Source organism: Nocardioides thalensis, assembly GCF_013410655.1.
Classification (GTDB): domain Bacteria; phylum Actinomycetota; class Actinomycetes; order Propionibacteriales; family Nocardioidaceae; genus Nocardioides; species Nocardioides thalensis.
In genome coordinates, this window is record NZ_JACCFP010000001.1 from 2597912 (window position 1) to 2619286 (window position 21375).

The 21375-nt window shown below is 71.2% G+C and carries 19 protein-coding genes; 3 read left to right on the plus strand and 16 right to left on the minus strand.

Features of this window, described 5'->3' with window-relative positions:
- Positions 1-2: 2 nt before the first annotated feature.
- Entirely contained in the window at positions 3-692 is a 690-nt protein-coding gene (locus tag HNR19_RS12650; protein WP_179668250.1) for a helix-turn-helix transcriptional regulator, read from the minus strand.
- A 122-nt stretch (positions 693-814) separates the two neighbouring features.
- On the opposite strand from HNR19_RS12650, the gene HNR19_RS12655 reads away from it, so the two are divergent.
- Positions 815-1288 (plus strand): hypothetical protein, encoded by a 474-nt coding sequence (locus HNR19_RS12655; RefSeq protein WP_179668251.1) that lies wholly within the window; start codon positions 815-817, stop codon positions 1286-1288.
- Positions 1289-1308: 20 nt separating this feature from the next.
- Here HNR19_RS12655 and HNR19_RS12660 read toward each other — a convergent pair whose 3' ends face one another.
- The 3 genes from HNR19_RS12660 to HNR19_RS12670 all read right to left on the minus strand — a co-directional run bounded on the left by HNR19_RS12660 (position 1309) and on the right by HNR19_RS12670 (position 5208).
- Entirely contained in the window at positions 1309-3393 is a 2085-nt protein-coding gene (locus tag HNR19_RS12660; protein WP_179668252.1) for an NAD(+) synthase, read from the minus strand.
- A 106-nt stretch (positions 3394-3499) separates the two neighbouring features.
- The gene (locus HNR19_RS12665) at positions 3500-4720 is read right to left on the minus strand and encodes a hypothetical protein (RefSeq protein ID WP_179668253.1); all 1221 of its coding nucleotides are present in this window, start codon (positions 4718-4720) and stop codon (positions 3500-3502) included.
- A complete protein-coding gene (locus tag HNR19_RS12670; RefSeq protein ID WP_179668254.1) occupies positions 4717-5208 on the minus strand; it encodes a SigE family RNA polymerase sigma factor in 492 nt (163 codons plus the stop codon). The genes HNR19_RS12665 and HNR19_RS12670 overlap by 4 nt, the downstream gene beginning before the upstream one ends.
- 93 nt (positions 5209-5301) lie before the next feature.
- Here HNR19_RS12670 and HNR19_RS12675 point away from each other — a divergent pair, with 93 nt between their 5' ends.
- Positions 5302-5793, plus strand: coding sequence for a VOC family protein (locus HNR19_RS12675; RefSeq protein ID WP_179668255.1), 492 nt, complete (start codon positions 5302-5304; stop codon positions 5791-5793).
- 118 nt (positions 5794-5911) lie between these two features.
- Complete coding sequence (gene panB, locus HNR19_RS12680; RefSeq protein WP_179668256.1) at positions 5912-6766, plus strand: 3-methyl-2-oxobutanoate hydroxymethyltransferase; 855 nt, start codon at positions 5912-5914, stop codon at positions 6764-6766.
- 57 nt (positions 6767-6823) lie between these two features.
- On the opposite strand, the gene HNR19_RS12685 is transcribed toward panB, so the two are convergent.
- The 12 genes from HNR19_RS12685 to HNR19_RS12740 form a co-directional block, all read right to left on the minus strand.
- Positions 6824-7978, minus strand: a complete 1155-nt coding sequence (locus tag HNR19_RS12685) for a PQQ-dependent sugar dehydrogenase (protein ID WP_179668257.1) — start codon at positions 7976-7978, stop codon at positions 6824-6826.
- A gap of 33 nt (positions 7979-8011) precedes the next feature.
- Positions 8012-9169, minus strand: a complete 1158-nt coding sequence (locus tag HNR19_RS12690; protein WP_179668258.1) for a PQQ-dependent sugar dehydrogenase — start codon at positions 9167-9169, stop codon at positions 8012-8014.
- A gap of 67 nt (positions 9170-9236) precedes the next feature.
- Positions 9237-10151, minus strand: a complete 915-nt coding sequence (locus HNR19_RS12695; protein ID WP_179668259.1) for a PDDEXK family nuclease — start codon at positions 10149-10151, stop codon at positions 9237-9239.
- A gap of 106 nt (positions 10152-10257) precedes the next feature.
- Positions 10258-12288, minus strand: a complete 2031-nt coding sequence (locus tag HNR19_RS12700; protein WP_343047173.1) for a M3 family metallopeptidase — start codon at positions 12286-12288, stop codon at positions 10258-10260.
- A 21-nt stretch (positions 12289-12309) separates the two neighbouring features.
- A complete protein-coding gene (locus tag HNR19_RS12705; RefSeq protein WP_179668260.1) occupies positions 12310-13482 on the minus strand; it encodes a hydroxymethylglutaryl-CoA reductase in 1173 nt (390 codons plus the stop codon).
- A 195-nt stretch (positions 13483-13677) separates the two neighbouring features.
- The gene (locus tag HNR19_RS12710) at positions 13678-14334 is read right to left on the minus strand and encodes a thymidine kinase (RefSeq protein ID WP_179668261.1); all 657 of its coding nucleotides are present in this window, start codon (positions 14332-14334) and stop codon (positions 13678-13680) included.
- Between the two features lie 19 nt (positions 14335-14353).
- Positions 14354-15544 (minus strand): hypothetical protein, encoded by a 1191-nt coding sequence (locus HNR19_RS12715; RefSeq protein ID WP_179668262.1) that lies wholly within the window; start codon positions 15542-15544, stop codon positions 14354-14356.
- On the minus strand, positions 15541-16071 hold the full coding sequence (locus HNR19_RS12720) for a SigE family RNA polymerase sigma factor (protein ID WP_179668263.1): 531 nt from the start codon (positions 16069-16071) through the stop codon (positions 15541-15543). The genes HNR19_RS12715 and HNR19_RS12720 overlap by 4 nt, the downstream gene beginning before the upstream one ends.
- A 131-nt stretch (positions 16072-16202) precedes the next feature.
- Positions 16203-17339, minus strand: a complete 1137-nt coding sequence (locus tag HNR19_RS12725; RefSeq protein WP_179668264.1) for an alkaline phosphatase family protein — start codon at positions 17337-17339, stop codon at positions 16203-16205.
- A 4-nt stretch (positions 17340-17343) separates the two neighbouring features.
- Complete coding sequence (locus HNR19_RS12730; protein WP_179668265.1) at positions 17344-17928, minus strand: DUF5998 family protein; 585 nt, start codon at positions 17926-17928, stop codon at positions 17344-17346.
- Between the two features lie 45 nt (positions 17929-17973).
- Positions 17974-20685, minus strand: a complete 2712-nt coding sequence (locus HNR19_RS12735) for a bifunctional acetate--CoA ligase family protein/GNAT family N-acetyltransferase (RefSeq protein ID WP_343047174.1) — start codon at positions 20683-20685, stop codon at positions 17974-17976.
- A gap of 34 nt (positions 20686-20719) precedes the next feature.
- Positions 20720-21331, minus strand: a complete 612-nt coding sequence (locus HNR19_RS12740) for a dihydrofolate reductase family protein (protein ID WP_179668266.1) — start codon at positions 21329-21331, stop codon at positions 20720-20722.
- Positions 21332-21375 lie beyond the last annotated feature (44 nt).

Sequence of the window (21375 nt, forward strand, 5' to 3'; positions counted from 1 at the left end):
GGTCAGGTCTGTTCCGTGACGGTGACGCAGCAGCCCGTCGGTGCCGGGCCGTCCCCGCGGCGCCGTACGCCGGCGGTGCACCCGACCTCGTCCGCGACTCCACGGACGAACGTCTCGTTGACGCCGCAGACCAGGTCGACGTGACTGGCGGCGAGGCGGGCGTAGGGGCAGTTGCGGAGCACCATGTCGCCCTCGCTCCCCTCACGCGGCTCGTACCCGAGCCGGTCGAGCACCTCGCGGACCGCGTCGCTCCCCTCACCCGAGGGCGCGACCTCCTCGACCATCGCCCGGGCCGCGTCGGCCGCGCAGGCGTCGAGCGCCTCCTGCATCGGCGTGCCCGCCAGCGACCGCTCGACGGCGTCGGCGAGCACCCGGCCGGCGAGGTCGTAGCGGCGTACGGGCAGGGTGACGGCGACCTCCTTGCGGGAGCGGCGGTAGAGCTTCGCCGGCCGGCCCGCGCCGGGACCGGAGCGTCCGGTGAGGCGACGGAACTCGGTGACGAGCAGCCCCTCCTCGACCAGCTTGTCGAGGTGGAACTTCGCGGTGTGGCGTGGCACATCGACGCCGCTCGCGGCCTGGTCGCGGCTCACCGCGCCCGGCTGCTCGGCGACGAAGCGGTAGAGCGCGCGGCGCACCGGGTCGGCCAGCGCACCCACCTTGCTCACCCGCCGCGCGAACGCGTCGTCCGGCATGGAGGCCCTCCCTCGTGTCCCGTCCGGATTTCTAACGGACATCAGTCTTGCCGAAACAGTCGTCCAGGTCTACCGTCGAATGTGACGTCCTTTACAAGAGGACCTCGAGAAAGGAGACGGCCATGGCGCTCACCCACGCCTGGCACGACATGCGGGACGAGATGCACGACCTCGCGACCTTCAACCGGGTGGACGCCGCCCGCCAGGCCTACCTCGGCCTCTGGGCGACGTTCATCGCAGTCCCGCTGCTGTTCGGCCTCGACAAGCTGTTCGGCTTCATGACCGACAACTGGGAGGGCTATCTCGCCACCTGGGCGAACGACGTCCTTCCGGGGACGGCCTCCGACGCGGTGATGTGGTTCGGCATCATCGAGCTGGCCCTCGCCGCATGCGTGGCGCTGGTGCCGCGGGTCGGCGGCGACCTCTTCGCCCTCTGGATGCTGCTCGGTGCGTGCAGCCTGTTCGCGATCGACGGTATGGCGCACCTCGCGATCGGCGTGCTGGCGCTCGGCCTGTGCGCGCTCGCCATGGCGCGGATGTCGACCGCCTACCACCACACGGAGCCCGCGCACCGGGCGCCGGGAGAGGCCGTCTGACCCCGGCGGAGTCTGCCCGCTCAGTCCTCCGGGACCGACGCCAGCTCGGCGAGCCACGCCGCCGCGCTGGCGTCGGACGGCATCCGCCAGTCGCCGCGCGGCGACATGGTGCCGCCGGGGCTGACCTTCGGCCCGTTCGGCAGCGCCGACCGCTTGAACTGGCTCGCGAAGAAGCGCTTGATGAACACCTCGAGCCAGGACCGTACCGTCGCCAGGTCGTACGACGTGCGCGCCTCCTCGGGGAAGCCCGGGGGCCACTCCCCCAGGTCCTTGTCGCGCCACGCGTGCCAGGAGAGGAACGCGATCTTGCTGGGCCGGAAGCCCCGCCGGACCACGTGGTAGAGCGTGAAGTCCTGGAGCGCGTAGGGCCCGACCGAGTCCTCCGTGGCCTGGGGCTTCTTGCCCTCCTCGGTGGGGATCAGCTCCGGCGTGATCTCCTGCTCGAGGATCTCGCGCAGCACCGCGTCGGCCTCGTCGTCGTACTGCCCGTCGTGCAGCTGGTGGGAGTCGATGACCCAGCGGATCAGGTGCTGGATGAGCGTCTTCGGCACCCCGGCGTTGACGTTGTAGTGCGACATCTGGTCGCCCACGCCGTACGTGCACCAGCCGAGGGCGAGCTCGGACAGGTCGCCGGTGCCGAGGACGATGCCGCCGCGGTGGTTGGCGAGCCGGAACAGGTAGTCGGTGCGCAGCCCGGCCTGCACGTTCTCGAACGTGATGTCGTAGACCGGCTCGCCCTCGGCGAACGGGTGCTTGAGCCCTTCGAGCATCTGCCGCGCGGTGGCGGTGATGTCGAGCTCCTCGAACGTGCAGCCGAGCGCCTGGGACAGACGGGTCGCGTAGGACTTGGTGCGGTCGCCGGTCGCGAAGCCCGGCATCGTGAACGCGTGGATGTCGCTGCGGGGGCGGCCGAGCCGGTCCATCGCCTTGGCGGCCACGATCAGCGCGTGGGTCGAGTCGAGCCCGCCACTGACGCCGATGACGATCTTGGGCTGCCCGATCGCCGCGAGCCGCTGCTCGAGCCCGGAGACCTGGATGTTGTAGGCCTCGTAGCAGTCCTGGGCGAGGCGGGCCGGGTCGTCGGGGACGAACGGGTAGCGGTCGACCTTGCGGAACAGGCCGATGTCGCCGTCCGGCGGCTGGAGCTCGAAGTCGATCCACCGGAAGTCACTCGCGATGTGGCCGGTGTTTGACGTGCGAGCGAACCGAGCCTCGAAACCCCGGCGGTTGTCGTCGACGGTGCCCTGCCGCAGCCGCTCCTGGCGGATCCGGTCGAGGTCGACGTCGACGACGGTACGGCGCGGGCCGTCGGGGAACCGCTCGCTCTCCCCCAGCAGCTCGCCGCACTCGTAGACCATCGTCTGGCCGTCCCACGAGAGGTCGGTCGTCGACTCGCCCTGGCCCGCGGCGGCGTAGACGTAGGCGGCCGAGCAGCGAGCGCTCGCGCTGCGCGCCAGCAGGTGGCGGTCGTCGGCGCGCGCGATGGTGATCGGGCTGCCGGACAGGTTGGCGAGGACGGTCGCGCCGGCGAGGGATGCCTCAGCGCTGGGCGGGATCGGCACCCACATGTCCTCGCAGATCTCGACGTGCAACTTGAGCCCCGGCACGTCGGTGGCGGAGAAGATCAGGTCGGGTCCCATCGGCACGATCTCGCCCGCGACCTCGATCTCGCTGCCGTGGAGGTCGTCGCCCGGCGCGAACCACCGGCGCTCGTAGAACTCGCGGTAGGTCGGCAGGTAGGACTTCGGCGCCACGCCGAGGACCTCGCCGCGATGGATGATGACCGCGCAGTTGAGCACCCGGTTGCGGTGCTCCAGCGGCGCGCCGACCACGAGCAGCGGGCCGAGGTCGGCCGACGCCTCGACGATCGACCCGATGGCCTGGTGGACCGCGGAGAGCAGGGTGTCCTGGAGGAAGAGGTCGTCGACCGCGTAGCCGGTCAACCCGAGCTCCGGGAAGATCGCGACCGCGACCCCCTCGTCATGGCACTCCCGCGCCTGCTCGAGCGTCCGTGCCGCGTTGCTGGCGGGGTCCGCCACCGCGACCGGCAGCGTGCACGCCGCGATCCGCGCGAATCCGTGGGCGTAGGCCGAGTAGAAGTCCACACGGGGAGTCTAGGGATCGCGGCCAGCAAGCACGTCCTGGCGAACGCGGCGTGGGCGACGACCTCCGCCTGATCGCGGCACCCGCGACAAGGCCACGGCCCGCGGCTCAGTCGCCGGTGACCAGGTCGGGCGCGACGTCGATCATGCCCATCGGGTCGGCGCCGCTGGTGACCCGCTCGAACTCGCCGGTGCGGAAGTGCCAGGCGACGAGGTGCCAGGTGTCGAGGTCATGCCGCTGCTCGGCAACCGCGTCGGGTTTCACGAGCAGCAGCACGGTGTCCTCGTGGAGGAACCCTTGAGCGGTCAGGCCGCCGTTGTCGCTGTAGGCCGCGTGCGGATCGCGGATCGGGGCGTAGGCAACCAGCTCGCCGGTCGAGGAGTCCGCGACGACCGGGCCGCCGCGCGGTGGGTCACCGAGGCTTCCGGTGGTGAACGCGACGAGACCGTGCCGGGCGACGAAGCGCTCGCCCTGCCACGGGAAGTCGACCCGGCTTGTCACCTTGCCGTCCTGCCACTCGACCAGCTCGCTGGTCCTCCAGCGGTGCTCGATGATCGCGCCGTCCGGGTCGATCGCGACGCTGTATCCGGCGAACGGCGCCTCGCTCCACTCGCCGTCGAGGCTCACGGCGCGGTTGTCGCGCCACGACATCACGGCGAGGCCGGCGTCGCCCGGGAGCCATCGCACCTGGGGTGCGGTGTCCCAGGGCGGGGCGAGGTCGTCCGGCCACGGCACGACCTGCTGGTCCCCCGTCGTGACGTCGACGACGAGCACCCCCTCCTCGGTCGTCAGCGCCACCCGGGAGCCGTCGCTTGAGAGCGCCGGGTTGGAATACCACCACGTGCTGGTCGCGGCGTCGTCGGTGCCCGGGATGCACCGCCACTCGCCGTTCGCCCCGAGGAGCTTCACGTCCTCGCCCTCCTCCGGCCAGGCGAGCACCGCCGCGTCCATCGGGTGGTCGAGCACGCTCGGCGGGAGGTCCGGCGGGTCCAGCCGCTCCGGCAGCACCGACTCCGCGAGCGGCGCGTCCGCGAGCGTGAACGGGTCCCAGAGCCGCTGCGCGGAGGGGTCGATGCCGCCCGCGCTCGTGGCTGTCGCCGGCGAGCTGCCGACCGGCGCCGGCGGGGCCTCGTCACGCTGGGTCGCGACGAAGGACGCCGCGCCCACCACGGCGACGACCGCGACGACCGTGCCGGCCACCGCACGGCGCCGGGCACGCCGCGCGCCCGCCACGCGCAGGGTGGTGGCCGCCAGGTGCGGCGTGGCGATCCTCTCGGTCGCCCGGTCCAGGACGCCTGAGAGACCTGACAGCCTGTCGTCGTCGTTCATCGCGCTCCTCCGATCAGGTCGAGCAGCTCCGGGGCACCGGTGCGGAGCCGGGCAAGGGCTGCGGCGTTCTGGCTCTTCACGGTGCCGATCGAGACGCCGAGGATCTCGGCGGTCTCGCGCTCGGTCAGGTCGTCGAAGTGGCGCAGCACGACCACCGCGCGCTGGGCCGGCGTCAGGCGGGCCAGCGCGCGCCGTACGACCAGCTCGGTCTCGGGGTCGGACGACGCGCCACCCTCGACGAACACCTCGGCGACCGTCACCTCCCGCCAGCGACGCCGCCAGGCGGAGATGTTGTCGCGGACCAGGATGGTGCGGGCGTAGGCCGTCGGGTTGCCGTCGCGCAGCCGCCTCCAACGCAGAGCCACCTTGACCAGCGCTTCCTGGACCAGGTCCTCGGCACGGTGGAGGTCACCCGTGAGCAGGTACGCCGAGCGCAGCAGCTGCCGCTCGACACCCTCCACCCACTCGGTGAACCCTGCCTCGTCCATCCCGCTCCTCACGTGCGACGTCCATCCAACGCGAGCCGGGCCGGAAATGGTTGGCGTCGATGAATTCGCCCAGCAGGAGCAGTCACCACCCCTATGAGCATCGCGACGAGCCGGATCCAGCCTTGCCTGTGGTTCGACGACAACCTCGAGGAGGCGGCCCGGTTCTACACCTCGATCTTCCCGAACTCCTCGATCGGCCACCTGGCGCGTTACACCGAGGCGGGTCCCGGCGCGCCGGGGACGGTGCTGGCCGGTGAGTTCACCCTCGACGGCGTCACGTTCCGCGGGATCAACGGCGGCCCGGGGCTGGTGTTCACGGATGCGATCTCGTTCTCGGTGACCTGCCGCGACCAGTCCGAGGTCGACTACTACTGGGACTCGCTCGTCGACGGTGGCCAGGAGTCGGTGTGCGGCTGGCTCAAGGACCGGTTCGGCCTGTCGTGGCAGATCGTGCCGACCCGCCTGTACGAGCTGGTCTCCGACCCCGACCCGCGCCGCGCGCGGGCGGCGACCGAGGCGATGTTCAAGATGCGCAGGATCGTCATCGCCGACATCGAGGCGGCGGTCGACGCCGTACCTGCCTGACCTCGGGGTGAGCAGCGACACAGCGCGCTCGGGGAGGCCGCGGGTCTAGCCTCGTGAGTGTCCGATTTCGAACGTGGACTCCGCCCGGAGCCGCGAGTCAGGAAAGAGGAGCTCGACGATGAGCGAAGAAGCAGCGCCGTACGGCGGCGGGGCCAACCCGGCTCCCGCGGTACGGAAGGTCCGCACCCACCACCTCGCCGACATGAAGGCGCGCGGCGAGAAGATCACGATGCTGACCTCCTACGACATGTACACCGCGCGGATCTTCGACGAGGCCGGGATCGACATCCTGCTGGTCGGTGACAGCGCGGCCAACAACGTCTACGGCAACGAGACCTCGCTCCCGGTGACGGTCGACGAGCTCATCCCGCTGACGCGCGCCGTCGCGCGGTCGACGAAGCGGGCAATGGTGCTCGGCGACCTGCCGTTCGGCTCCTACCAGGCCTCGCCCGAGCAGGCCTACCTGACTGCGGTGCGGTTCATGAAGGAGGGCCTCGCCCACGCGATCAAGCTCGAGGGCGGCGCCGAGATGGCGCCCACCATCAGGAAGCTCGTCGAGGGCGGCATCCCCGTGTGTGCGCACATCGGGTTCACGCCCCAGTCCGAGCACGCGCTCGGCGGCTACCGCGTCCAGGGTCGCGGCGACGCGGCCGAGAAGGTGAAGGCCGACGCGCGAGCGGTGGCTGACGCCGGTGCGTTCGCCGTGGTGATGGAGATGGTGCCCGGCGACATCGCCGAGCAGATCAGCAAGGAGCTCGAGATCGTCACCATCGGCATCGGCGCCGGCGCCGGCTGCGACGGCCAGGTGCTCGTGTGGACCGACGCGATGGGCATCCGCGGTCCCGACGACGGCAAGCTCCCCCGCTTCGTCAAGAAGTACGCCGACGTGCGCGGCCAGCTCCTCGAGGGCGCGAAGGCTTACGCCGCCGAGGTGAAGTCGGGCGCGTTCCCGGGCCCGGAGCACACGTTCTGACAGCAGTTGGCTGGCTGACAGTGGTCCCTGGATCACTCTCAGCCAGCCAACTCCGATTCAGCGCGGGCGCACGCGGAGGATCTTGTCGTTGCTGCCGTTGGAGGTCGTGACCAGCAGCGCGTTGCCCACGCGCGTGACCGACCGGAGACGCCCGTACTGGCGCATCGCCTTCGGGGCACGGGTCCACTCCAGCCGGCCGCGCTGGTCGAGCTTCACGAACATCAACCGCGATCCCTTCAGCACGCCGACGGCGAGCGTGCCCTTGAGCCGCCCCCAGCCGGCGCCGCCGACGAAGGTGGCCCCGGAGGTCGCGATCGTGGGGTGGCCGGACCGCCAGCGGGCGCCGATCTGCTTGCCCGGCAGCGAGAAGTCGGTCATCGGGACGCTCTCGTTGTAACCCGGCACCGGGTTCCACCCGTAGTTGCCGCCCCTGCGGAGGAGGTTGACCTCGTCGTCGCGATCGGTGCCGTGCTCGACCGACCACAGGGATCCGTCGCCTCGCTGCGCGAGGCCCTGCACGTTGCGGTGGCCGTAGGTGAAGACGTAGCGCTTGTTGCTCTTCGCGTCCGCCCACCGGTTGCCGGGCCACGGGCGGCCGGTCATCCGGTCGAGCCGGAGGGTCTTGCCGTTGAGTGAGCGGAGGCGCTGCGGGTTGCGCCCGACGCGGGAGTCACCGGTGCCGACGAGCAGCGAACCGTCGCGGAGGATCAGCAAGCGGCAGCCGCCGTGGATGCCGGCGCTGTTGATCGCGATGTCGTCGACGAGCGTCCGGACCCGGCGCGCGGAGCGCAGGTCGTCACTGAGCCGCCACGCGACGACGCGCACCTCGGGCCCGCCCGCCGCCCGCCACCCCGTGCACGTGTAGATCCGCCGGTTCTTCGCGAAGCGGGGGTCGACCTGGAGGCTCATCATCCCGGTCTCGCCCTCGGTCCAGATCCGGGCGCCGCGCAACCGCACCCGGCGCGCGTCGCCGTTGGCGCGGAGCAGGGTGACCGTGCCCCGGTCGCGCTCGGTGTAGAGCAGTCGGCCGTTGCCGATCGACTGGACGTCCCACGGGACCTCCAACCCCGACCGCACGACGGTGACCTTCAGCCGTGGGAGGGCGGTGCGGCTCGTCGGCGGTGGTACGTCGTCCGCCGCCTGTGTCGGAGCGGTCGTCGCGAGCAGGGGCAGCGTGAGGGCCGCGAGGGCGGCGGCGAGAGAGGCGCGCATGCCGGTGAGGTATCCAGGCCGTCGCAATGTCACTCAGGGCTGCGGGGTGATCCGCAGGATCTTGTCGTTGCTGCCGTTGGAGGTCGTGACGAGCAGCGCGTTGCCGACGCGCGTCACCGACCGCAAGCGGCCGAACTCCTTCAGCGCCGCCGGGGCCTTCGTCCACCTCAGCTTGCCGTCGGCGCTGAACTTCACGAACATCAGGCGGCTGCCCGCGAGGACCCCGACGGCCATGGTGCCCCTCAGCACGCCCCACTCCTTGCCGGCGACGAAGGTGGCGCCGCTCGTCGCGATCGTCGGCTCGCCCGAGCTCCACCGGGCGCCGTACTGCTTGCCCGGCAGGGAGAAGTCGGTCATCGGCGGGCTCTCGTCGTAACCGGGGCCGGGCTGCCAGCCGTAGTTGCGGCCGTTGCCGAGCCGGTTGATCTCGTCGTCGCGGTAGGTGCCGTGCTCGGCCGACCAGAGCGTGCCGTCGGCGCGCTGCGCGAGGCCCTGGACGTTGCGGTGGCCGTAGGTGAAGACGTAGCGCTGACGGCCCTTCTCGTCGGCCCACTTGTTGCGCGGCCAGGGCGCGCCGGTCATGCGGTCGAGGCGCAGGGTCTTGCCGCCGAGGCTGTTGCGGTTCTGCGGGTTCTCGGTCTGCGCGGCATCGCCGGTGCCGACGAGCAGCGAGCCGTCGCGCAGGACCAGCAGGCGGCAGCCGCCGTGCCGGCCACTCGTCGTCGGCAGGCCGGCGACGAGCGTCTCGGTGCGGGTGGCGGAGCCGAGGTCCTCACTGAGCCGCCAGGCGTGGACCCGGATGTCGTGGCTGCCGTCGTTCTTGGTCCAGCCGGAACAGGTGTAGATCCGGCGGTTCTTGTCGAAGCCCGGGTCGACCTCGAGCCCCATCAGGCCGGTCTCGCCCGACGACCACAGCGAGCCGTTGTCGATCTCGACGGGGTGCAGCTCGCGGTCGGCGTCGATCAGCGTGATGCTGCGACTGTCGCGCTCGGTGAACAGCAGTCGCCCGCCACCGATCGACTGCACGTCCCACGGGATCGCGAGGCCGTCGGCGACGGTGGTGACCCGGAAGCCCGGCAGGTCCGTGCGGCCCGGATCCCCCTCCGCCTCGGTAGGCACGGCGTCGGCGCGCCCGCCAAGACAGGTGAGCACCAGCACCGCGAGAACTGTGGAGAGACGGCCCGATCGCATGACACTCACCGTACTGCTCGAGTCGGCCGGGTGAGAGTGACCGATAGACCACTCTCACCCGGCCGACTCACGCGGCGGGGACACCCAGTAGCAGCAGATCGTGCGCGACTCGTCCCGGTTCGTCCCGGAGCTCGCGAGTGGTGCACCGGACGACGATGCGCGGGGGAGACGTGAGCGCGCGCTGCCTGGCCAGGTCGTCCTCCCAATGCTCCACGTCCATGTGGAAGCCGCCATCGACCTCGAGGACGAGCGTGCGCCCGTCGGGCAGACGCCACTCGCAGTCGGTGAATCGCAGACGCCCTTGGGAATCGCGGCGCCGCACTTGTCGATCCGGGGGTTTGATGCCGAACCGCTTGCACATGCGCTTCACGTCGAGCTCCCCCACGGAGTGGGCTCCTCCCGCAATCTCCGCGAGACACTGCCGGAAGCGAGCCGCGCCGCGAAGCGGCGTGAGCCGATCGATCCACTCGAGCAGCGCTGCAGGCGAGGTGAGCTGCTGCTGGACAGACGCGGCCAGGATGCCCTCGGCCGTTCGAGTGGATCGCTGGCGGGAGGCAAACAGGAGGACCGCGGGCTCGTAGCGGCACACAGGCAGTCCTCCCGCGGACCGGCGCAATTCCTCGAGGTTGCGACGGATCCAGCGGAATCGGATCCCGGTACAGCCGGCCCCGACGTCGGCACCGTGCGGCACCAGGATCGTGACCTCGTCGCGGTGCCAGTTCCGCAGCCCAGCGACCTCGGCGGCCGTCAGGTCTCCGACCAACGCAGTGTCGCCGCCGTGGAGCACGCCGAGCCACATCATCTGGTCGCGGGACAGCTGGCCGGTCGTCGTGCCGATGACCGTCGGGGTGAGCTCGATCCACCGCCCCGACGACACGCGGTGCCGGATCGCCCAGCGGTCGATGCCGAGCGCACCCAGTTGGCCGCGGGTGATGAGACCGCACTGAGCATCGGCCACGCGTCGCCAGTCCTCCCGAGACATGGAAGCAGGGTGCCCGAAACGGAGGAGTGGTGCTCCGGTCCTCCACAGGCCCGAGTCGGCCGGGTGAGAGTGACGTATAGGTCACTCTCACCCGGCCGACCCGCGGTCAGGCCAGGCCGCGGCGCTCCAGGAGCGGCTCGATCGGGGCGGGACGGCCACGCCACTCGCGGTAGGACTCGAGCGGGTCGCGGGTGCCGCCGATGCCGATCACGTAGCGTCGGTAGAGGTCGCCGTTCTCGCGGGTCAGGCCGCCGCTCTCCTTGAACCAGGCGACGGTGTCGGCGTCGAGCACCTCGCTCCAGATGTAGGAGTAGTACGCCGCCGCGTAGCCCGACGAGAACGAGTGCGCGAAGTACGGCGTCGAGTAGCGCGCGGGCACCGCCGGGTTGTCGAGCCCGACCGCGGCGAGCGCCTTCGCCTCGAAGTCCGCGACGGCGTCGACGTCGGTCGGCACCTCGTCCGCGGACAGCTCGTGCCAGGCGAGGTCGAGCAGCGCGGCCGCGAGGTACTCCGACGTACCGAACCCCTCGTTGAACACCGCCGAGGCCTCGAGCCGCTCGATCACCTCGGCCGGGATCGGCTCACCGGTCTCGTGGTGCACGGCGTAATTGGCCAGCACCTCGGGCCACAGCATCCACATCTCGTTGACCTGCGACGGGTACTCGACGAAGTCGCGGAAGACGTTGGTGCCCGAGAATTTCGGGTACGTCGCCCGCCCCAGCAGCCCGTGCAGCGCGTGCCCGAACTCGTGGAAGAACGTGGTGGTCTCGTCGAACGTCAGCAGCGTCGGCTCGCCCTCGGCCGGCTTGGGGACGTTGAGGTTGTTGACCACGATCGCGGTGTCGATGCCGAGCAGCTGCGACTGGTCGACGAAGCTGTTCATCCAGGCGCCCCCGCGCTTGGAGTCCCGCGTGTAGAGGTCGAGCAGGTAGAGCCCAACGGGCGTCCCGTCCTCCTCGTGCACCTCGAAGACCCGGACGTCGGGGTGGTAGCCCTCGAGGTCCTCGCGCTCGGTGAACGTGATGCCGTAGAGCCGGTTGGCCGCGAAGAAGATCCCGTCCTTCAGCACCCGGTCGGCCTCGAACCACGGCCGGAGCGCGCCCAGGTCGACGTCGTACTTCGCGGCCCGCACCTTGCCCGCGTAGAAGGCCCAGTCGTGCGCCTCGATCGGGAACCCGGCCTCCTCGGAGAGGGCCTCCTGCTCGGCGCGGGCGTTGGCCGCGGCGGGAGCGGCGAGCCGCTCGAGCATCGCGCGTACGGCGGCCGGGGTCCCGGCCGTGTTGTCCGCGGTGACCACCGCAGCGTGGTTGTCGAAGCCCAGCAGCCGGGCGCGCTCGGCGCGCAGGCGCAGGATGTCGAGCAGGATCGCCCGGGTGTCGTGATCGTTGCCGCGGCTCCCCCGCGCGCGCTGCGCGACGGCCAGGCGGCGCCGTACGTCGCGATCGGTCAGCGAGGCCAGGTGCGGGTGGCCGGTGGGCAGCACGAGGGTCAGCAGGTACTTGCCGTCGAGTCCGCGCGCCTCCGCCGCGGCGGCGGCAGCGGAGATCTCCCCCGGGGTCAGGCCGTCGAGCTCGGTTGCGTCGTCGATGACGACGGCCAGGTCGTTGCTGTCGGCCTGGAGCGCGATCTCGAACGCGGTCTCCTGCGAGGAGATGGCGGCGTTGAGCTCCTTCAGTCTGGCCTTGTCGTCGTCGCCGAGCGCGGCGCCGGCGAGGGTGAACTCGGTGACGTAGCGCTCGACGAGGTAGCGCGACTCGGGGTCGAGGGCCTCCCGGGCGTCGTGGACCGCCTGCAGGCGGGCGAACAGGGCCGAGTCCAGGAGGATCGCGTCGCCGTGAGCGGCGAGCTTGGGCGCGTACTCGGCGCGGATCGCGTCGATCTTGTCGTTGCTGTCGGCTCCGGCCTTGTTGCCGAGCACCCGGAGCACCCGCTGGAGGGCGGTGCCGCTCTCCTCGAGCGGCTTCAGCGTGTTGTCGAACGTCGGCTCGCCCGGGTTGCCGGTGATCGCCTGCACGGCGCCGAGCTGCGAGGCCATCGCCGCGTCCAGCGCGGGCCCGTAGTCGTCGTCGGTGATGTCCGCGAACCGCGGGAGCTGGTAGGGCAGGTCACTGGACTTCAGCAGCGCATCAAGGCTCACGCGGCCCACCCTAGAGAACGGTCAAGGGCGGTTGCGACCCAGATTGTCGTGCGCCTCGACCCACTCCTCCGCCACCACGGCCGAGCCCAGCGACAGCTCGCCCGCAAGGACCGTGGCGGCGATGATCTCGGCCAGCTTGCGTACCCCACCGGCGCCGTAGCAGCCGAGCAGCTCGAGGCACTCCCGTTGCGTCGCCAGCCCGGTGCCGCCGCCGTACGTCGCGATGATCAACGACGGGATCGTGATCGAGGTGTAGAGGTCGCCGTTCGGCAGCAGCTCGGAGAAGCCGTAGAGGGCCGAGCTCTCCGCGACGTTGGCGACGTCCTGGCCGGTGGCGATGAACATGGCCGTGATGCCGTTGGCGGAGTGGTTGCCGTTGTTGTTGGTCACCGACATGAACGCGCCGAGCTGGCCGCGGAGCCGGGCCGCCCACAGCTTGTCGGTCGTGACGTTCATGTGCTCCTCGACCAGCGCGGCCGGGAGCGTGATCTCGGCGACCACCCTCTTGCCGCGGGTGTGCAGCATGTTGACGACCGACGTCTTCTTGTCGGTCGCGAACTGGCCCTCGAGCAGGAAGTGCAGCTCGCCCGGGTAGTTCTGCTTGATCCACGCGCAGGCGGCGAACGTCGCCTTCCCGGTCATGTTCTGGCCGGCCGCGTCGCCGGTCGTGTAGTTGAACCGGGTGTAGAGGAGCTTGGACACCGAGAACTTCTGGATCTCGACCAGCCGGCCCGACCTCGTCGTGGTCTGCGCGGCCGCCGCGATCTCGTCGAAGTGCTCGTCGAGCCAGGCCGAGAACGCCTTGGCCTCGCGGGCGCTGTCGAAGCTGAAGACCGGGGCCCGCTGCATCTTGTCGTCGAGCACCGTGGTGGTGATGCCGCCCGCCTCGCGGGTCAGCTTCATGCCGCGGGAGTACGACGCGACGAGCGTGCCCTCCGTGGTGGCCAGCGGCACCAGGAACTCCCCCTGCGCGTGCTCGCCGTTGACGAGCAGCGGCCCGGCCAGCCCGATCGGCACCTGCGCGACGCCGATGAAGTTCTCGATGTTGCCCGGCAGCGTCCCGGAGTCGAGCGAGTACGACGCCACGTGCTCGAGGGTGCTGTCGGTGTGCTCGCGCACCAGCTCATGGCGTGCCTTGATGGCGGCTGCCGAGTAGTCGTCGTCGCGGTCGCGCGGGATCCTCAGGTCGGACATGCGGAGAAGTATTGCTGCCGCCGGTGGTCGAGGTGCGAGGCCGCCCGCGGCCGAGACGTCGCCGGTGGTTGAGGCGCGAGGCCGCCCGCGGCCGAGACGTCGCCGGTGGTTGAGGCGCGAGGCCGCCCGCGGCCGAGACGTCGCCGGTGGTTGAGGTGCGAGGCCGCCCGCGGCCGAGCCTCGAAACCTCCGGCGCTACGAGCCGAACGGGAGCGGGTCCGGTGCGAGTGACACAGCTCGCGCCCTCGCCGCCGTGAGCCCCCGCCGGTGGTGCTGCCGGCAGAGCACCTCGTAGGCCACCTCCGGCGGCGGCCCATCGGCGGTCTCGACGTCGCCGACGACGATGACCTCGCCCTCGGTGACCATCACGCCGTCCTCGGTGCGGGCGTTGTGGGTGGCGCGCTTGCCGCACCAGCACAGCGCCTCGACCTGGAGCACCTCGGTGCGGTCGGCGAGCTCGACCAGACGGGCGGACCCCGGGAACAGCCGGGTGCGGAAGTCGGTGAGGATCCCGAAGCAGAACACGTCGATCTGGAGCTCGTCGACGATCTTGGCGAGCTGGTCGATCTGCTCGGCGGTGTAGAACTGCGCCTCGTCGCACACGAAGTAGTCGATCCGCGCCCCCTGGGTGAGCGCCTCGACGGTGTAGCGCCAGAAGTCCAGCTCAGGCGTGACCTCCTCCGCGTTCTGGGTGAGGCCCAGCCGGGAGGACACCAGCGCGACGCCCGCGCGGTCGTGCGAGGTGAACAGGCGGCCGATCCGGCCGCGCGCGGCGTGGTTGTGGTTGGTCTGGAGGGCCAGCGTCGACTTGCCCGCGTCCATCGTGCCCGTCCAGAAGGTCAGCTCCGCCACGCGGTGAATCGTGCCAGACCTACTCGGGACGCTCCGTGCTGGTCGTCTCGGACGGTTCCACCTCCACCGCCTCCTCCTCGGCCACCTGCGCGTCTCCCGACGCGAACGCGGCCATCGTCATCAGCCCGCCCGTCGGCACCGACACCCAGCCGTCCTCGGGGTTGATCTCGGCCACCTCGGTGCAATCCCCCGAGGGAACCTGGCACTTCATCAGCCGGAGGAGCCCGCGGTCGTCAGCCTCGGCCACAACCATCAATGTCGCCTCGTCGAGCCAGTCGAAGCCCATCCCCTCGGGGGTGCCGCCGAGGTCGAGCATGACCTGCCGCCCGGTGCCCACCTCCCACACCGCAGGCAGCTCCATGCTGGACGCCCAGGTGGCATCGGGCGAGAGCACCGCGACCTCACCGACGTCGGCATGGCCGAGGAGCACGTCCCCGTCGGCGTCGACAACGTCCGTTCCGCGGTCGCCGCCGTCCTCGTCCTCGATCCAGTTCACGGCAAGGCCGTTCTCAGCCGCGACCACCAGGGTCAGGCCGTCCCCCTGGCTGATCGGGCGCGACTCCCCGCTGCCGAGGTCGGTGGCGACCATGGCCCCACCGTCCAGCCAGTACGCCGTGCTTCCGTCGAGCGCAAGGAACATCGACATCCCTTGCACGCCGGGGTGGTCGGGGTCGGCGTGCGCCTCGAACGTGTCCCGGTCACCGGTCGCCATGTCGAGGACGACGAACCGCTGGTCGCCCTTGTCACCCTCGACCCAGCCAACGAGCGTGCCGTCGCTGTCGGCGACCAACGCGCCGTACGGGCTCTGGGCCGCCTCGCCGACCTGCACGCTCGCGCGGCCGTCGAAGGTGTAGACGTCACCATCGCGATTGGCGTAGACCACGCCCTCCGTCGTCCGGCCGAGCGTCGTCACCTCGACGCCCAGGTCATAGGTCCGGTCCGGCGTGCGGAGCGTGCTGCCCTGGGCCCACATCGGCACGTCGGTGGCGAGCTCGCTGTCGGCGACCTCCGTCTCGTCGCCGCCCTGGGTCAGCACGACGGCGGTCGTCACGACCGCAGCGGCGGCCAGCCCGGCCGCGCCGACCACGAGCCGGCGGCGCCGTACGGCCTTGTCGCCGTCGCGGTAGATCGTGTCGAGGTCGGGGGTGGCGAAGTCCACCCCGGCTGCCTCAGCCGCATCGTCCATGAGGGTCTTCAGCTTCTCGGTCATGCCGCACCTCCAGTGGGCATCAGGTCGTCGAGGTCCACGGCGTCGCCCAGCAGGGCGCGCAGCTTCGTGAGCCCGGCCGAGACCTGGCTCTTCACCGTGCCGACCGCGCAGTCCATGGCCGCTGCGGTCTGGGCCTCGGTCATGTCGTCGTAGAATTGGAGCACGATCGCGGCGCGCTGTCGGGGCGGCAGCTGGGAGAGCGCGTCCATCAGGGCGGCGCGGTCGCTGACGTGATCCGCATGACCGGCGTGGGCCTGCTCCGGCAGGTGCTCGCTGACCCGCTCGGCGTTCCAGCCCTTGCGCCGGAACCACGTGATCGCGGTGTTGGTGATGACCTTGCGCGTGTAGGCCTCGGCGTTGGCGGAGTCGCGCAGGCGCGGCCAGGCGACGTAGGTCTTGGTGAGCGCCTCCTGCACGAGGTCCTGCGCCAGGCCGACGTCACCGACCATCAGGTACGCCGCACGGTGCAGCGCACCGGAGCGCGCGGCGACGAAGTCCGCGAACGCGGCTCTGTCCCGACCAGCCATCGTGCCTCCGATCATCCGAGGCCTGTCGCCCCGCTCACCCGCCCAGACGAGATGAGAACACGAAAGGTTCGGCGCCGCCGGTGGTTGAGGTGCGAGGCCGGCCACGGCCGAGCCTCGAAACCTCCGGCGTCTCAATCCAGCAGGACGGGGATGAGCATCTCGGCGGGGGTGAGCGAACCGTGCATGCCGACCAGCCGCTTCTCGTAGGGGAAGCCCTCGGTCGACATCACGGCGAAGTCGCCATGGCAGGCGACGACCACGTCGCCGATCCGCGGCAGCACGGTCGGGTCGACCCCGCCGAACCAGCCGCGGCCGATCGCCTCGGCGCGCGTGAGCACGTCGGCGCGCTCGCCCAGCACCTCGCGCCAGGTCGAGACGACGTCGTCGACGGAGCCGCTACGGCAGTAGAGATGGCGGAACCGCGCCTCGCCGCCGACCAGGGCGATGCCGCGGCACAGCTCCTCGTCGTCGGCCAGATCGATCCGGCCGTCGGCCGGCACGTCGACCATGCCGTGGTCGGCGATGACCAGCAGCCGCCGGTCGGGAGGCAGCGCCTCACGCAGCTGCTCGGCCTCGTGGTCGATCATCGCCAGCTGCTGGAGCCATTGGCTCGAGGCGACCCCCCAGCGGTGGCCGGTCCAGTCGAGGTCGCCGTCGTAGACGTAGGTGAGCGACGGGCGCGCGCTCGACGCCGCGACCACGGCGGCGATCCGCTCGCCGACCCGGTCGACACCGACGTAGTCGGCACCTCGGTGGGCCGCCACGGTCAGGCCGCTGCCGTCGAACTCGCGCTTGTTGACCACGCTCACCCGGGTGCCGGCCGCCTGCATCGCCGCGAACGCCGTCTGGTGGGGCTGCCACTGGAGCGGGTCGACGTCGGCGTCCCACACGAGCGCGTTGAGCAGGTCGCCGGTCGCCGGCACGCGCGTCGTGAACCCCACGAGCCCGTGCCCGCCGGGCACCAGGCCGGTGCCCAGCGAGGTCAGGCTGGTGGAGGTCGTCGACGGCACGCTCGCGGTCATCGGGGCGTGGCCGCCCGCCAGCAGCGAGGAGAGGTACGGCGCGGCGTGGCCGTAGCGGTCGAGCAGCTGCGCGCCGAGCCCGTCGATCAGGAACACGACGTACGACGCCGCGTCCGGCAGGGCGAGCCCGCTCGGCGTGGTGCCGACCGGCGTGCCGAGGGCCGCCGACACGGCCGGTACGACGTCACCGAGCGAGCGGTCGCCGTACCTCGGCTCGCAGAAGGGGTCGCTGGACTGCTCGGCCAACTCGTCAGCCCCGCGTCCGCGCGGACAGCGACGCGGCGAAGGAGAGGAGCCCCTCCACCGCGTGCGGTCCGTCGGCCGCGGCCGAGACCCGCAGCGAGAAGTCGTCGGAGGCCAGGACGCCCGTGTAGCCGTGGTCGGCCTCGCACTGGGGGTCGTTGCAGCCGGCCGGCTCGAGGTCGACCCGGTGGACGCCGCCCCAGCCGATCGTGAGCACGGCCTCCGCGGGCGGGCGCGGACCCTGCGACGGGCTGGTCGTCATCCGGGTGACCACGACCGACGTGACCGAGCCGAGGTTGACCGCCTCGGTGGAGGTCGACGTGTAGGGCTCGGGCAGCAGGTCGTCGCCGGTGTGCTCGTCGGTGTGGGCCAGGATCAACCGGGTCGGCGTCAGCACGATCACCGACTGGTGGCGGCGCACCTCGTCGCGCTCGAACGTCGGCTCGTGATGGACGTAGAACGACACCACGTCCTCGCCGCCGACGGCCTCGACGACCGCGTCGGCCACCACCTCGGGGTAGTAGCCGGTCCGGTCGATGGCCGCACGCAGCTCCCGGGAGCGATCACGGTCGTGGGCACGGACGTCGGGCATGACCCCGACCCTATCCCCGGCCCGTCGACGCCGGCCGCGCGCCCGTCAGTCCGGGAGGGTGGCTGTGACGTCGCTGAGCCGGCGCACGTACGAGTCGGGCCGGGGGTCGCGCACCGGGTGGATCCGCACGCTTGCCGTCAGCACGTTGACGCCGCTGGTGCCGGCGAGCACCAGCGACAGGTCGACCGAGCTGATCTGCGGCAGGTCGTTCTGCAGCTGGGCCACCTTAGTGACCAGGCGCTCGACGGACGCGACGTCGACCAGCTCGGTGCCGCGGTAGCCGAACAGCAGCGGTGAGCTCTTGACCTCGCGGACCATGGACGCGACGTCGTGCTCGCCCAGGGGCGGGATCCGGTAGGACCAGTCCCCCAGCAGCTCGATCACCGGCCCGGAGATCCCGAACGAGACCACGGGCCCGAACAGCGGGTCCTCCAGCGACCGCACCGCGATCGGCACGCCCGGCGGCGCGTTCTTCTGCACCACGAAGGCCGCGCGCTCGGGGTCGCTGATGATCCCGGTGAGCTGCGCCCACGCCTCCTTCATCTCCGACGGGCCGGAGATGTTGCGCCAGACGTGGGCCAGGTCGGGCCGCTCACGCACCGACGCCTCCGTCGACTTGAGCACCACGTCCCAGCCGAGCTCCTTGCCCGCGGCCTGGGCGTCCTTGAGCGTCGCGACGGGCGTGGCGGGCCACAGCTCGATGCCGTACGTCGCCAGCAGGTCGCGCGTCTGGTCCGGCCCGAGCTCGACCTCGCCCGGCGCGTCGTTGACCATCCCGAGCACCAGGTTGCGCGCGGCGTCGGGCCTGATGTCGCCGGGGTCGGCCATCGGTCCGTCGGGCGTGCGGACCCACACGGCGTACTCGACCACGCGCGCGAGAGCGCGGACCGCGGCCTCCACGGCAGGGTACGACGGCACCGACCCGCGCCCGGCGGTGGAGCCCGCGACGTCGGGCACCCGCAGCAGCTCGGGGATGCCCTCCGCGCCGAGGAAGGTCGAGACCAACGGCTTGTCGGACTGCTCCCCCACCGCGGCGAGCACGTTGGCGACGTCCTCGCCGGACACGTCGAGGGGCGGGATGTAGACGGCGACGACGGAGTCGACGTCGGGGTCGTCGATGGCCTGGTCGAGCGCGTCCTCGAAGTCCTCCGCGGTGGCGTCGGCGCCGAGCGCGACGCTCCGGTTGACGACCAACCCGACCGCCGACGCGGCGTCGGCGGCCAGCAGGCCGAGCGCGTCGGAGTTGCCGACGATCGCGACCCGGCGCCCGCGTGGCAGCGGCTGGTGGGCGAGCAGCTGCGCCACGTCGAACATCGCGTCGAGGTCGTCGACCTGGATGACGCCGGCCTGGCGGAACATCGCGTCGACCGCCGCCTGGGGGGCGCCGATGCGCCGTACGGCATGGCCCATGGGGACGCCCTGGGTCGTCCGGCCCGAGCGGACGGCGACGATCGGCTTGCGCTTGGAGACCCGGCGGGCGATGCGGGAGAACTTGCGCGGGTTACCGATCGACTCCAGGTACATCATGACGACCTCGGTGGAGTCGTCCTCCTCCCAGTACTGGAGGAGGTCGTTGCCGGAGACGTCGGCGCGGTTGCCCGCGCTGACGAACGTCGAGAGACCGAGGCCCCGGTTGCGGACCTTCTCCAGGATCGCGGAGCCGAGCGCGCCGGACTGGCAGAAGAAGCCGGCGCGGCCGCGGGTCGGCATGACCGACGACAGCGACGCGTTGACCTGGACGGTCGGGTCGGTGTTGATCACGCCGAGGCAGTTGGGGCCGATCAGGCGCAGCCCGTAGGAGCGGGACAGGCCGACCAGGTGCCGCTGCCTCCGGCGGCCCTCCTCACCGGTCTCGGCGAAGCCGGAGGAGATGACGATCAGGCCATGGACGCCCTTGGCGGCGCAGTCGAGCACCACGTCGGTCACCTTGTCGGCCGGCACGGCCACGATCGCGACGTCGACGTCGTCGGGGATCTCGTTGACGTTCTTGTACGCCGGCATGCCGCTCACCGCGGTGGCGCTCGGGTTGACGACGTAGACGCGGCCCGTGAAGTCGGCGGTCACCAGGTTGCGGACGAGGACCTGCCCGATCGTGTCCTGGCGGCGGCTGGCCCCGATGATCGCCACCGAGCGGGGGTGGAAGAAGCGGTGTATCGACGCCGCCTCCGCCACGTGCTCGCGGTTGTGCATCTTCCCGATCGCGGTGTCGGTCGGGTCGATCGGGAACTCGAGGGTGACGACGCCGTCGGCGTACCCGCTCGCCACGCGGTAGCCCGCGTCGCGGAACGTCTGGATCATCCGGTGGTTGTCGGGCAGCACCTCGGCGGTGAACCGCTCGACGCCGTTCTCCCGACCGGCCTGCGCGAGGTGCTCGAGCAGCAGCTGGGCGATGCCGCGGCCCTGGTGCTCGTCCTCGACGAGGAAAGCGACCTCGGCCTCCCGCGGCTCGACGACGTCGTAGCGCCCCACGGCGATCATCCGGCCCTGGAGGATCATCACCAGGGCCACCCGGTTGTGGTGGTCGACGTGGGTGAACCGACGGATGTCGCGCTCGGAGAGCTTCGGCATGGGCGAGAAGAAGCGGTAGTACTTCGACTCGTCCGACACCCGGTCGTAGAACGAGACCAGCAGGTCCTCGTCGTCGCCGCTCATGGGGCGGATGTGCGCCGTACGACCGTCGCGCAGGATGACGTCGGCCTCCCAGTGGGCGGGGGGCGCCTCGATCTCGTCGGTCGGAGTCGGATCGCCGGGGGTCACACGAGAAATCTAGTGGCTCCGCCGACGATCGGAGCTACCGCCGGACCCGGAAGGCCAGGTGGAGCACCCGGTCGCCCTGGACGACCACGTGCGGATCCTCGAGGAGGTGCTGCCCGTCGACCGACCCGAAGTACCGCTTGCCCTTGCCGAACACCACCGGCACCACGTCGATCGCGACCTCGTCGACCAGTCCGGCCGCCAGCGCCTGGCCGCCCATCTCGCCCGCGCAGATCGCCACCACGCGGTCTCCGGCGCGGCGCTTGGCCTCCTCCACGGCGGCCGTCACGTCATCGAAGAACGGCACGTCCGCCTCGGGGTGCCAGCCTTCCGGCTTCGGCCGGTGCGACACCACCAACAGGTGGTCACCGGCCGGCGGCCGCGCCTCCCAGCCGTTGGTCAGGTCGAACAGGTGCCGGCCCTGGATGATCGCCCCGATGCTGTCCCACATCGGCCGGGTGTAGCCGGCGGAGGCCTTCGACACCCGGAAGGCGCCGTCGTCCTGTCCGTGCTCCTCGGCGAGCTCCTCGTCCCCGGTCAGCGGCTGGTCGCCGTTGAAGTACCAGTCGAACAGGGGCCCGACCTCGTCGTTCTCGTCGGCGATGAACCCGTCGACCGACGCCACTGCGTGCATGATCACCTTGCTCATGACAGGACTGACCGGACCACCTCCCCGGAATCATCGGGGGCATT

Coding starts and splice junctions, on each gene's coding strand:
- HNR19_RS12650 (WP_179668250.1), bottom strand. CDS start 692: ATGCCGGACGACGCGTTCGCGCGGCGGGTGAGCAAGGTGGGTGCGCTG.
- HNR19_RS12655 (WP_179668251.1), top strand. CDS start 815: ATGGCGCTCACCCACGCCTGGCACGACATGCGGGACGAGATGCACGAC.
- HNR19_RS12665 (WP_179668253.1), bottom strand. CDS start 4,720: ATGAACGACGACGACAGGCTGTCAGGTCTCTCAGGCGTCCTGGACCGG.
- HNR19_RS12670 (WP_179668254.1), bottom strand. CDS start 5,208: ATGGACGAGGCAGGGTTCACCGAGTGGGTGGAGGGTGTCGAGCGGCAG.
- HNR19_RS12675 (WP_179668255.1), top strand. CDS start 5,302: ATGAGCATCGCGACGAGCCGGATCCAGCCTTGCCTGTGGTTCGACGAC.
- panB (WP_179668256.1), top strand. CDS start 5,912: ATGAGCGAAGAAGCAGCGCCGTACGGCGGCGGGGCCAACCCGGCTCCC.
- HNR19_RS12685 (WP_179668257.1), bottom strand. CDS start 7,978: ATGCGCGCCTCTCTCGCCGCCGCCCTCGCGGCCCTCACGCTGCCCCTG.
- HNR19_RS12690 (WP_179668258.1), bottom strand. CDS start 9,169: ATGCGATCGGGCCGTCTCTCCACAGTTCTCGCGGTGCTGGTGCTCACC.
- HNR19_RS12695 (WP_179668259.1), bottom strand. CDS start 10,151: ATGTCTCGGGAGGACTGGCGACGCGTGGCCGATGCTCAGTGCGGTCTC.
- HNR19_RS12705 (WP_179668260.1), bottom strand. CDS start 13,482: ATGTCCGACCTGAGGATCCCGCGCGACCGCGACGACGACTACTCGGCA.
- HNR19_RS12715 (WP_179668262.1), bottom strand. CDS start 15,544: ATGACCGAGAAGCTGAAGACCCTCATGGACGATGCGGCTGAGGCAGCC.
- HNR19_RS12720 (WP_179668263.1), bottom strand. CDS start 16,071: ATGGCTGGTCGGGACAGAGCCGCGTTCGCGGACTTCGTCGCCGCGCGC.
- HNR19_RS12730 (WP_179668265.1), bottom strand. CDS start 17,928: ATGCCCGACGTCCGTGCCCACGACCGTGATCGCTCCCGGGAGCTGCGT.
- HNR19_RS12740 (WP_179668266.1), bottom strand. CDS start 21,331: ATGAGCAAGGTGATCATGCACGCAGTGGCGTCGGTCGACGGGTTCATC.